General features: G+C 62.1%; 2 protein-coding genes. Both read right to left on the reverse strand.

The genetic code is table 11. From position 1 onward, the window contains the following. Positions 1 to 93 precede the first annotated feature (93 nt). The gene (locus PM3016_RS22245; protein ID WP_014371023.1) at positions 94 to 2,013 is read right to left on the reverse strand and encodes a serine hydrolase domain-containing protein; all 1,920 of its coding nucleotides are present in this window, start codon (positions 2,011 to 2,013) and stop codon (positions 94 to 96) included. A 213-nt stretch (positions 2,014 to 2,226) separates the two neighbouring features. Further along, positions 2,227 to 13,239 (reverse strand): non-ribosomal peptide synthetase, encoded by an 11,013-nt coding sequence (locus PM3016_RS22250; RefSeq protein WP_014371024.1) that lies wholly within the window; start codon positions 13,237 to 13,239, stop codon positions 2,227 to 2,229. Between the last annotated feature and the right edge of the window lies 1 nt (position 13,240).

Raw genomic sequence — 13,240 nt, forward strand, 5'->3', positions numbered from 1 at the left:
CAAGAGAAAGAGCCTGTGTCCCCTTCGGAAGGAAAGGAACCAGGCTCCCGGTTGACGGTCCCGTGTCGTCTTCGTGTCCGGATGACCGGTGGATCAGGAATAGTGTACCGGAAGGAAGTTCCAATAGTACAGGAACCCCGTGAACCCCAGCGTAAAGAGGGAAAAAGCGGTCTTCCAGCCGGCCCATCCGCTCCCTCTGCGGCCCGATGCCATCTTCCACAGCAGCCATACGGCCAGCGCCGCGGAGACCAGCGGCAGGGAGCTTATGCCCCATGCGTACCATGCGGGGTACCCGAACGTAAGCTGGCTGTTCCCGTAGGTGAGCTGCACGGCCAGGAAGACCGTATTGAGCAGCGCGATCGCCGCCACTATGCCGGATACCGGCTTCGCGGACTTCCGGAACGCCCGGATGCCGTAGCGCACAAGCCAGATCAGGCCGATGACGAGGAAGACCAGCGATCCTGCGGCATACAGGGACAGCAGTGTCCAGGTTTTCTGCCAGAACGAGACCTTCCCCAGAGTCGTATGATCGGACAGCGTCATCGCCATCCGCCCTTCCGCCTCCTGGAAGCTCAGCTTCTCCCGGCCGTTCACCTCCTGGAACAGCCCGCCTCCGGCGTGCTTGAAAAGCTTCGTCTGCTTCTCGGGGCTGCCGGAAAAGACGGCGGTCACCCGAAGGCTTGACGGATCCGGCGACTCCACCTGCGCGCTGAAGCCACCGAGGAACCGCAGCCACTTGCCCCAGCCGTGCCGGGGATTGATCCCCGCCTGATAATCGCCGGCCAGCGCCGCCGTGTCGATCGCGGCCGGAGCGGTCCTCCGGCCGCCGGCAGACGCCGACGCACTCGGATCAAGAGGCTGTGCAGGAGCGCTCATGTGCCCGCTGAGGGCCTCAACGATCTCCTCATGCAGCTGGACATCCGAGCCGGCGCTGTTCACAGCCACGAAGATGCCGACCTTCTCGGAGGGGATCAGCACGAGCTCCGACACAAAGCCGTCGATCTCGCCGGTGTGGTACAGCGTCGGGATGCCGCTCGCGGTCCGGCCTCGGAAGAAGCCGTAGCCGATCCCGTCGAGCTGCGGATTCGCGGCGTACTGCTTCGCGTGCATGGCTTCCACCGAATCCGGCTTCAGAATCCGCGTGTCCCCCGCCTGCCCCCCGTTCAGGTGGGCGATCAGGTAGTTCGCGAATTCATTCGGCACGACGGTGAGCCCCCCTGCTCCCGGCAGGGAGATGTAGCTGTACGGAACTTCCTGATACACGCCTTTGGCGTAGGAATACGACTTCGCGAGCTGCGGATCGCCAAGCGGAAGGTCAAGCGTGGCGCTCGGCATCTTCAGCGGTCCGAGGAGCTTCTGCTCGTAATAAGCGGACAGCGGCTGGCCTGATGCGATCTCGACGAGATTGCCGGCCAGGCCCAGACCGGCGTTGCTGTACTCGTATTTCTCACCCGGAGGGCGGACCGGAGGCTGCGCCTCGAAGTACCGCTTCAGGAAGGTCTCCGCATCCGGTGTGGATTCCTTCGTCTTCCCGTTCACCTCGTATACCGCCTGGTCGAGGCCCGAGGTATGGGTCAGCAGGTCATGAAGCGTAATTGGCAGATTCCCGAATTTCGGCGCCTGATACGTCCGCAGATACGTATTGATATCCTGCTTCAAATCCAGACGGCCCTCTTCCACAAGCTGCATGGCGGCCGTAGCGGTCACCGACTTCGTCAGCGAACCGATCGGGATCCGCGTCCGGGCCGGGTCCATCGGCACCTGCGCCGCCGTATCCGCATTGCCATATCCCTTGCTGAAATAAATCCCGCTGCCCTTGGTCACGACAACCGCGGCGCCGGGGATATGAAGAGCGTCCATCCGTTCCTTCATCAGCCCGTCCAGAGTGGACTCCAGTCCGGCGGGCGTCAGATTGAATTCGGCGGCGGCCGGACGGACCTCCGCATTCACCAGAGGCAGCAGCAGGCCTGCACAGAGCCCAAGCCGGGCGGCAGTCTTTAGCAGTTTACTCATATGTGGGTTTCCTCCTTTCCGGGAACGGCGAATTCCCTTCCCTTCTCTCTCTATGGTTTCCCATTTATCACCAAATATAGGGCCGCAAGGATTACTACCCGAAAAGTTTCGCCGAGAACCGTGGAAGCAGGAAAACCAAAGCAAAAAGGGCATCGACAAGCGTCGATGCCCTTGGCTTTGGTTGGAATTACTTAGGACTTGGCGGCTGCCCTGTTATACGGTTGTCCCCTCCCGAGAGGAGCTTGTCAGCTGACCGGCAATTTCGGCAAGCACGCTCTTCAGCACCTGGGCGTTCGCCTCGACATAACCATGCTCGAGGATCTCATCATGTCCGCCCTTCATCATATGCTCCGTGTAGGCCCCACGTGTCCCCTGCTTCCAGCTGAGGCGGTCGTCCTTGACGGACACACCTGGCACCAAACCGCCGGCCGCAATGAAATTGTGGATGCTTGACTGGACGCTCCACCGGTTCACAAGACGGTTGCCGTACTGTGCATAAGCATGCACGCGTTCCCTGTGACGGCCGGTAAGAATCTCTTTGAACGGCTCGGCAATGCCCTCCAGCGAGGCCTCCACCTGCCGGCGAAGCTCTTCGGCATCCAGATTATAGTCCCTGACAATCCTTGCCGAGTCGATCATCAGCAGATGGGATACCGTGTATCCCCTCTTCTCCATTTCCTTGGCCACCTCGAATGCCAGATTGCCTCCCATGGAATAGCCTCCGAGGATGAATGGAGATTCCTGCTGAATCTCGGTAATGGCCCGGACGTACCGGTCCAACATGTCTTCCTCGCCGGCGGCATCATCGATATAATCCAGCCCGTATACCACGGCATGGGTATCGAGTTCCACGGCCAGCTCCGAGAAGGCGAGACCCGATCCGATCATCGGCGGGAACAGGAAGATCCGGAGGGGTCCCGATGCATTCAGCCTTGTGGCCGGTGTGCCGCTTCCCGGATCAAGCTCACTCTTCACGATTTCGACCGCCAGCGCCTCCAGTGTGGGCGTTTCGAAGACGGTCCGCAGCGGAAGCTCCAGGCCCAAATCGGTCTCAATGCGGCGCATAAGCTCCAGCACCTTGAGCGAGTGGCCTCCCAGGTCGAAGAAATTATCCTTGATCCCTACGGTTTCCACACCCAGCACTTCCTGCCAGATACCGGCAAGGCGCTTCTCGTTCTCCGAACGGGGAGCCACATATTCGGCTCCCGTCAGAGTCCGTCCTTCCGGCTCGGGGAGCGCCTTCCGGTCCACTTTGCCGTTCGGCGTAAGCGGCAGCCGCTCCAGCTGCATGAGCCGGGCCGGTACCATATGCGCCGGCAGCGATTGGCGAAGCTCCTTCAGCAGCGCTTCGAGATCCAGCTCAGCCTCAGCCGCTGCATAGCCGCACAGATATTTGCCCCCCCGTTCGTCCGTGCGGTCTATGACGACCGCCTGTTTGACACCCGGGAACCGGAGGATCGCCGTTTCGATCTCGCCAAGTTCGATCCGGTAGCCGCGTATCTTGACCTGATGGTCCATCCGGCCGATAAAATCAACGTTGCCGTCTTCCATCCACCGGGCCGCATCGCCTGTCCGGTAGATGCGTTCTCCCGGCACGAACGGGTTCTCAATGAATTTCTCCGCCGTCAGGTCCGGACGGTGCATATAACCGCGGCCCACCCCGGGACCGCCGATGCACAGCTCGCCTGTCACCCCTACCGGTACGGGACGCAGCTGAGGATCCAGGATATAGAACCTTGCGTTCATGTACGCCCGGCCTACCGGCACATGGCCGGTCTTCGGCAGCTTCTCCAGCGGCTCGTCATAATAACTCGAGTCAATCGCCGCTTCCGTCACGCCGTACGAGTTAATGATGCGGATCCGGCTTCCCCAACGCTCCTGAAGCTGACGGTAATCAGCCACACTGCAGCTGTCGGAGCTGGTGATGACCAGCTTCAGCGAGGTGAGCGCGCAGTCCTTGCGGGCCGCATAATCCAGGAAAGGAATCACGAGCGCCGGTGTAGCCTCGAACAGGGTAAGGCCGTGTGTCTCGATCAGGGCATGCAGGCGCTCCGGATCGATCCGGTCTTCTTTCGGGCAGATGACCATCGTTCCGCCGTTCAGCAGCGCACGGGTCAGATCGCCCGCGAAGACGTCGAACGAGAAGCTGGCCAGCTGCAGCAGACGGACGGGGAATTCGCCGAGGCGGTATTCCCGCCGGTTCGCCATGGCAGTGCTCATCAGACTCCTGTGTTCGATCATGACGCCCTTGGGGCGCCCTGTCGTACCCGAAGTGTAGATCACATACGCCAGGTCACCCGGCGCGTTGATATTCGGCAGGCTTGCGGCTTCCACGCTGCCGCCGTCCGGATTCACGCTGTACAATGACTCGTCGTCCAGGCTCAACACGAGGCGGTCCGCCCCCGGCTGATCGCTCCACGGCGCCACCCGGCCGGTCAGCGCCGCCTGCGTTAGCAGTACCTGCGCCTTGCTGTTCTCCAGCATGTATTCGATCCGCTCCGCCGGGTAATCCGGGTCCAGCGGGAGGTAGGCGCCGCCCGCTTTCCATACGGCGAGCACCGCCGTGATCATCTCCACGCTCCGCTCGGCCAGTATGCCGACCACCTGCTCCCTGCCGATGCCGGATTCCCGCAATCGAACGGCTAGCAGGCTTGCCCTGGCGTTCAGCTCTCCGTAGGTCAGGCTGCGGTCCTGGAAGATGACCGCCGTCTCCTCCGGACTCCGGCGGGCCTGCTGTTCGAACAGCTCATGGAACAGAAGGGGGCGTGTTTCTTCCGCACCTTCCGGAAGGGCGCCGAAGCTCTCGAGCAGCGCCTCCCTCTCGCCGGCGGTCACAAGCTCCAGGCTCTCCACGCTGCGTTCCGGGTCCTCCGCCATCTGCGCCAGCATATGAACGAGGTGCCCCTGAATCCGTTCGATCTCCCGGCCGCTGTACAGCTCCGCGTTGTACTCGAACTTCACGGCCGTTTCCTCGCCCGGCATGACGGTCAGGTTGAAGCCGTAGCTCGTCTGCTCGACCATACCCACGTCCGAGATCTGGAACGCCGCCTGCGGATGGCCTCCGAGCTGCTCCACCTGTTCCTCGACCGGGTAATTCTCGAACACCATAATATGGTGGATAAGATCCTGCCGGCCGCCCGCGAGGGACTGAATCTCATACAGCGGGTAATAATCGTAGGCTTGGGAGGCGAGCGCCCCTTCCTGGGTCCGCCTAAGGAGCGCCGAGACGGACTCTTTGCCCTCGCTGCGGACACGGACTGGGACCGTGTTGATGAACAGGCCGATCATGGATTCGACGCCCGGGATGTGGGCGGGACGTCCGGAGACGACGCTGCCGAACACCGCATCCCCGTGGTTATTGTATCTCTGCAGGATAATTCCCCAGGCGGTCTGCATGAAAGTATTGAATGTCACTTGATGCGCCTTCGCCGTCCGGTTGATCCGGTTCGTCAGGTCGCGGCCCAGCTCGCATGTCAGCTCCGCAGCCGTATAACCGGACCCCTTGGCTGCCGTATCACCATACGGAAGCTTGGTTTCCTGCTCGTAGTCCGCCAGATACTGCCTCCAGTAAGAAGCAGCCTCTTCCTTAGGCTGGTCCTGCAGCCAGCGGATGTAGTCGCTGTAAGGCGTCACCGGAGCAAGCACCGCCTCCCGCCCTTCCAGCTCGGCGCTGTAGCGTTCGAACACTTCGCCGTTCACAACGGAGAGGCACCAGCCGTCCATGATAATGTGATGGAAGCTCCAAATGAAGCGATAGGCCGTTTCGCTCGAACGCAGAACCCTAATGCGCAGCAGCAGATCCGAGCCCAGATCAAATCCGCGCGCAGCGTCCTCGGCTATAACAGCCGCCATATGCCCTTCCCGGTCCGCCTCGTCCAGGGACCTGAGATCTTCATATCGGTATTCAGCTCGGCGGCTTCGGAATACGGCCTGCAGCGGGCGGTCGGACGCACCGAAGAGGAAATTCGTCCGGAGCACGGCGTGCCGGGAGATCAGACCGTTCAGGCTTTTCTCGAAGGCTTCGGAATCGAAGGTGCCGTACAGATTGTACGTCACCTGTTCGAAATAAGCTCCCGACTTCGGTTCGTAGCGGCTGTGAAACAGCATGCCGGCCTGCATCGGTGTCAGCGGATAGACATCTTCGAGCTCACCCAGATGGGCGGTACGCGAGGTCAGCTCCTTCAGCTCCGCCGCGCTCATGCCCCTCAGGGTCACATCGCTTGGCGTCAGCTCTCTGCGCTGCTGAGCGGCACAGTGCCGGATCACTTCACGCAGGCTGATCTGCAGCCCGTCGGCGAGCGCCTGGACCGTCTCCGGACGGTATTCCTTGCGGCTGTACGTGATGGTGAGACCAAGCTGGCCTCCGGAGATCATGCCGTTGATATCCAGCGAATACCATCTCGGCGTCCGTCCGCTCAGCGGCATCCCCGATGAATAAGCGGAGGTTTCGATCGCGCTGCGTTCCAGGTCCTGGTCAAACTGTCCGAGATAGTTGAAGGAGATCTCCGGCTTCAACGCGGCGAGCGGACTGTCCTCCGGCTCTGCCAGGAACTTCAGCAGACCATAACCGATCCCCTTGTTCGGGATAGCTCGCAGTCCCTCTTTGACCTGCTTGATGTTCTCCCCGACATCCCCGTCAACTCCTGTCTCCAGCAGAACAGGGAACTGCGAGGTAAACCAGCCGACGGTCCGGGTGATGTCCATATCCGGTATAATCGGTTCCCGGCCGTGCCCCTCCAGGTTGACGAGCACCTTTCCTTGTCCCGTCCATCTCTGTACGGCCAGACCGAGCGCCGCCAGCAGCAGATCGTTCACTTCCGTGTTGTAGGCGCGGTGCGCCTGCTTCAGGAGCAGCTCCGTCTCCTCTTCCGTCCAGGTAACGGATACGGACTCGCTGTCCTGTACATAAGAGCTTTCCTCTGCCGTGTAATCCTTTGGAAGAGACGGGCACTGCGCATCCGCAAGACCCAGCCAATAGTCGCGCTCCGCTGCCATCCGGGGACCTGCCGCATAGTCGGCCAGGCTCCGGGCCCACAGCTGGAAGGAATCCGTCTTCAGCGGCAGCGCGGCGGCCCGTCCGGCCAGCGCTTCCTCGTAGGCCGAGGCGAAGTCCTCAAAGAGAATACGCCAGGAGACACCGTCGACCACCAGGTGGTGAATGGCCAGCAGCAGATGCTCCCCGTCCTCGCACCGGAACAGTCCCAGCTTCATCAGCGGACCGGTTCCGAGATCGATGCTGCGCTGGATCGCTTCCGCCTCCTGTTCGACAGCAGCGGACGGGTCGGCGGATTCGCGCAGATCCACCGTATGAAGAGTAAACAGTTCACCTTCCAGAGACGGACGGATTCGGGCCGAATAGCCCTCTTCCTCCGAGCGCTCGAATATCATCCGGAGGGCGTCGTGGTGCTTGACGACCTGTGCGGCCGCGAGGCGGACCGCCTCTTCCCTGAACCCGTCCGGGCGATACAGCATCACGGATTGGTTAAAATGATGCGGTTCCGCATTCGCCTCTCCCAGGAACCAGCGGAGAATCGGAGTCAGCTCCACCGGTCCGCTCGCCTCTCCCTGGTCTGCCGTACGGCCGGCCGGCCGTACCCTGCCGCCCAGCTCGGCGATAGTCGGGTACTGGAACAGTTCCTTCATCTCCACCTTGTACCCGGCCTGGAGCAGGCGGGAGGACACTTGAATCGCCTTGATGGAGTCGCCGCCGAGGTCGAAGAAGCTGTCGCGGATGCCCACCTGCTTCGCGCCGAGCACGGACTGCCAAACCCGCGCGAGCGCTTCTTCGGCCGGTGTGCGCGGCGGTTCGTAAGGCGTGCCGGTGTCGAGCTGATCCGAAGGAACGGGCAGCGCGGCCCTGTCGATCTTGCCGTTAGGCGTGAGCGGCATCTTCTCCAGCCGGGTGAAGTAGGCTGGAATCATATACCCCGGGAGCTCACGGGCGAGGAAGCGCCTCAGTTCGCCAGGGGACAGCGGCGCGTCCGCCACATAGTAGGCGGCCAGCTGCCTGCTCCCTTCCGCGTCTTCCCGCGCGAGTACGATGGTCTCCTGCACGGACGGCGCCTTCAGAATCTGCGCCTCCACCTCGCCAAGTTCGATCCGGTGCCCCCGGATTTTGACCTGATGGTCTATCCGGCCGAGGAATTCGATGTTCCCGTCGGGCAACCAACGCGCCAGATCGCCGGTGCGGTACAGGCGCTCGCCCGTCCGGTAAGGGTTCGGGATGAACTTCTCGACCGTCAGCTCCGGCCGGTTCAGGTAACCGCGGGCCAAGCCGTCTCCGCCGACGCACAGTTCACCGGGAACGCCGATGGGAGCAAGCCGCAGCGGGTCCCCTCCCTGCACGATATATACGGAGGTATTGGCGATGGGACTTCCGATCGGCAGGGAAGATGATCCTTCATCGAGCTCATGTACCGGATAGCAGGTGGCGAACACCGTGCTCTCCGTAGGTCCGTACACATGCAGCAGACGATCCGGACCCAGGAACTGCAGGGCTCTGCGGACATGTGCCGGGGATGAACGCTCGCCCCCGAACAGCACTTTGCGCAGAGAACTCAGGGAGCCCAGATTGAGGTCGACGAGTACGTTGAAGAGTGCTGTCGTAATGAAGAGCACCGAAATCCGTTCGGAGGCGATGAGCTTCGAAAGCTTCGTCATCTCCAGAAGATCGGTCTTCGGTACAAGCACCAATCTCGCTCCGTTCAAGAGAGCGCCGAAAATATCGAAGGTCGACCCGTCAAATGCATAGCTGGAGAGCTGAAGCAGCGTATCCTCCGGCCCAATCGTGATATAGTTCGTATCCCGGACGACACGAATAATATTGCGGTGAGTCGTCTCGTTCCCCTTTGGCCGCCCCGTCGTTCCCGAAGTATACATGATATAGGCCAGGTGCTCGCTGCCTGAGACGGGCTCCAGATTGGCCTCGTCGGCGTCGTAGCTCGCTTCATCGTCGAGCAGGATGAACCGACCAGCAGCCGGCGCCCGGTCCAGCAGACCGCTCAGCGTCAGGAGCTCCCTCGCCCCGGAATCCTCCATGATGAACCGAAGGCGTTCTTCAGGATATTCGGGATCCATCGGCACGTAAGCTCCTCCCGCCTTCAGTACGGCTAAGATGCCGATGACCATCTCCGGAGACCGCTCTGCGAGCATCGCGACCGGACGGTCCGCAGTGACTCCTGCCGCGCGCAGTTTCCGGGCCAGCCGGTTCGCCTGTCCGTTCAGCTCCCCGTATGTCAGCTGCCGATCGCCGAAGGTGACCGCCGGAGCATCCGGCCGCTGGGCAGCGTGTTCTTCGAACAGTTCATGGAGCGTGCGTTCCTTCGGATAAGCCGTCTCCGTCGCGTTGAACGCCCCGAGGATGTGTTCTCTCTCCCCCTCCGTGATCAGCTCCAGCTCCGCGAGGGGCTGTTCGGGATCGGATACTACCGCATCCACAAGCCGGCTGAAATGCGCCGCCATGCGTTCAATCGTCACCGGATTGAACAGGGATTCTGCATATTCGAAGGAGCATCCAAGGCCGTCCGGCTCCTCCGCCGCAAAGAGCGTAAGGTCAAACTTGGCCACCGTATGCTCTGTCGGATATGGCGCAAAACGCAGTCCGCCTGCTTCCGGCTCCGCGTCCTCCCCCGGCGCTCCTCCGGCCGTCTGCAGCGCAAACATTGTATCGAACAGCGGGCTTCGGCTCAGCTCCCGCTTCAGGCCGAGCCGTTCCACGAGATCCTCGAACGGATAATCGGCGTGATCGAACGCCTGCAGCGTACCCTCTTTGATCTCCTGCAGATACTGAAGGAAGGTTTTGGCCCCTTCCGGGTAGCTGCGGATTGGCAGCGTGCCGACGAACATGCCGATGAGCGGCTCCAGCTCGGCATGCGGCCGGCCGGCTACCGGCGTGCCGACGACGAGGTCTTCCTGGCTGCTGTACCGGTGGAGCAGTGTCTTGTAAGCTGTCAGAAGAACCATGTACAGGGTCGCTCCATTCTCCTGCGCGAGCCGTCTCAGTCCTTCGTTCTGCCGCTCCGTCAGCTTGAACTCGTACACGCTGCCCCGGAAGCTCTTCACGGCAGGCCTTGCATAATCAGTTGGCAGATCCAGTACCGGAAGCTCGCCGGCAAACGTGTCCAGCCAGAAGTGCTCCTGCTCCCGATACAGATCGCCCTGCAGGCGATCCTGCTGCCAAGCCGCGTAATCCTTGTACTGAATGTGCAGCGGAGGAAGGTCCTCTCCCCGGTACAGTGATGCGAGCTCCTCCACGAACACGTCCATCGAAGCGCCGTCGGAGATGATGTGATGGGTGTCGAACAGCAGGATGTGGCGCTCCGGCCCGCTCTTCACCAAACCTACGCGCAGCAGCGGAGCAAGGCTGAGATCGAACGGTCGGACGAAGCCTGAGACCAGCGTATCGGCTTCTTCCCCGGCGGCCTGCAGCCTATCGATGGCGAAATCCACTTCGTCATGCACCGCCTGCCTCGGCTCGCCGTCCACGGTGTGGAACGAGGTGCGCAGCGTTTCATGCCGGGCGATCAGCCTGCGGAATGCATCCTCGAGCCGACCGGCATCAAGCGGTCCTTCCAGCACCAGAATATTCGGCATGTTATAGCTGAGCTCCGCCCCGGCCTGCTGGCTGGAGAAGAAGATCCGCTTTTGAGCCGAGGATACCGGATAATCCTCCTGTTCCTCCACCCGCTCAATGGACGCATAGCCCGTGCTCTCCATCGTCTCAAGCTGGCGGGCCATGCTTTCCAGGGTCGGATATTTGAAAATATCCTTGAGCTGGATGTTGATCCCGAGCTCCTTGTGCACCTGGGCCACGAGCTTCGTTGCGCGCAGCGAGTGTCCGCCGATCTCGAAGAAGTGATCCCTGCGCCCGACCGGGCGCTTTAAGGAAAGCACCGCTCTCCAGAGGGGCTCGAGGCGCAGCTCCATCACCGTAGAAGGCGCTTCGAAATCCGCCTGATCCGCGGCCGAGGCCTCCGGCTCGGGCAGCGCCCGGCGGTCGACCTTGCCGTTCGGCGTGAGCGGCAGCACATCCAACGGCACGAAGTAAGAGGGGAGCATGTACGCAGGGAGTTCCTGCGCCAAGGAAGTCCTCAGCTCCCGCGGGGTCAGTGTTCCTTCGGCCACGTAGTAAGCAGCGAGCTCATACTGGCCGGCTTCATCCTTCCGCGGAACGACGACCGCATCCCGCACGCCGGGGAGCTTCAGCAGCTCGCTCTCCACCTCGCCCGTCTCGATCCGGTAGCCGCGGATTTTGACCTGGGAATCGATGCGGCCCTTGTACTCCAGCACACCATCCGCCCGCCAGCGCACCAGGTCGCCGGTCCGGTAGCAGCGTTCACCCGCCACGAACGGGCTGCGGATGAACTTGTCCTCCGTCAGCTCCGGCCGGTTCAGGTACCCTCGGGCCACCCCGTCTCCGCCGACCAGCAGTTCTCCCCAGGCCCCGACCGGCATGAGATTCATCGAGGGGTCTACAACATAGGCCGTAGAGTTCGCGATCGGCCGGCCGATCGGCACGGCGGCCTCCTGGATGCCCTCGATCGCATGCGTGGTCGAGAAGGTCGTATTCTCCGTCGGCCCGTAGCCGTTCACGAGCCTAAGTCCCGGATGCTCCTCCAGCGCTCGGTTGATATGCGGAACGGACAGAACGTCCCCGCCGACGATCAGCGTATGCAGTCCCTCGAACAGCCCCTTCTCCTGCTGGGAGAGCTGGTTGAACAGCGGGGCGGTCAGCCACATTGTATTGATGCCGAAGCGGCGGATAGCCGACTTCAGCTTGACGGCGTCCAGGATCGCCTCCTGCGGAACAAAGCACAGCAGGCCGCCGTTCAGCAGGGCTCCCCAGATCTCGAAGGTCGTCGCGTCAAAAACAACCGCCCCGGTCTGCAGAATGCGCGTGTCTTCGTTCAACTCGGCATAGTTCGTGTTTCTCACGAGGCGGACGACACTGCGGTGCTCGACCATCACGCCTTTCGGGCGGCCGGTGGAGCCCGACGTATACAGAATGTAGGCCAGGGCGCCAGGCTCACCGACCGCTGCCGGTTCCGGGCCTTCCTCTGCAGCGCCGCCGGCTTCCATGCTCAAGGGGATCACCGTACCTTGGAACCCTGCCGGCGGCTGAACGCTGTTCTGGGCGAGGAGAAGCTTCGCGCCCGAATCCTCCAGCAGGAAGCCGATGCGCTCCCCCGGATAGTCGGGATCGACCGGAACATAAGCGCCGCCCGCCTTCAGGATGCCGAGGATGCCGGCGACCATCGCCGCAGACCGCTCGGCCATGATGGCGACGGGCTGTTCCGGCCGGAGTCCGTGCGCAAGCAGGTTCCGGGCGATGCCGTTCGCCTGCGCGTTCAGCTCCCGGTATGTGAGCGCTCCCTCCTCCCACCGCAGTGCTTCGGCATCGGGGGTGCGGCTCACCTGCTCCTCGAACAGTCCGTGAATGCTGGAGTCACACTCGTAAGGCACGGCCGTCCGGTTGAAGCCCTCGGTCAGCTCCGAGCGCTCCTCATCCGTAAGCATCTCCACCCGGGACAGCGGAAGCTCCGGCTGGAACAGCACGACCGCGAGCAGCTGGCGGAGGTGGCCCGTCAAGCGGGAGATGGCCTTGGCATCGTACCTGGAACCGTCATAGCGGATGCGGACCGCTGTTCTTCCTCCGTCCACCCGGAAGCGCACCGACAGGTCGGCTGCGATCCGGCTGTGGGACTCCTCCCCGTGCAGAGCGTCCATCGAAATGATCGTATGTATAAGTGTCCGGCCATCGTGCGTCTGCGGCAGCTCGAGTGCTCCGGTATAGTTCCAGAACGGCAGCTGCTGATGGGCTGCTGCTTCGCCCACCGCTGTTTTCAGCACGCCGAGCAGGGTCTTCAGCGATGTTTCTTGGTCCACGCGGCTCTTGATGAGCAGCAGCGGATTCAGCAGGGGTTCGGCGGCGTCAGCCGGTGGAAATGTAGGCACCCCGGCAATCAGGTTGGTTTCGTTCGTATACCGGAAGAGCACCCCTTTCATCCCGGCCAGCAGCACCAGGAATACAGCCAGCGGCGATCCTCCTGTAATGCCGAGAATCCGGTCTGTTACGGACTCCGGCAAGACCTCCTCATAGGTAAGCGTCTCAGGTCCGGAGGTTGTCCGGCTGCCCTGCGCCCCCGTGTAAGGCAGGCAGACCACGCGGTCCTCCCCGTCCCATTTTCCGCTCCAATACGTTGTTTCTTTGTCGATTACGGCTTTCAAT

The organism is Paenibacillus mucilaginosus 3016 (assembly GCF_000250655.1).
In the GTDB taxonomy this organism is placed as follows: Bacteria; Bacillota; Bacilli; order Paenibacillales; family NBRC-103111; genus Paenibacillus_G; species Paenibacillus_G mucilaginosus.

Bases quoted from the DNA above. Each gene is read 5' to 3' on its own strand.
- PM3016_RS22245 (WP_014371023.1), bottom strand. From the start codon at position 2,013: ATGAGTAAACTGCTAAAGACTGCCGCCCGGCTTGGGCTCTGTGCAGGC.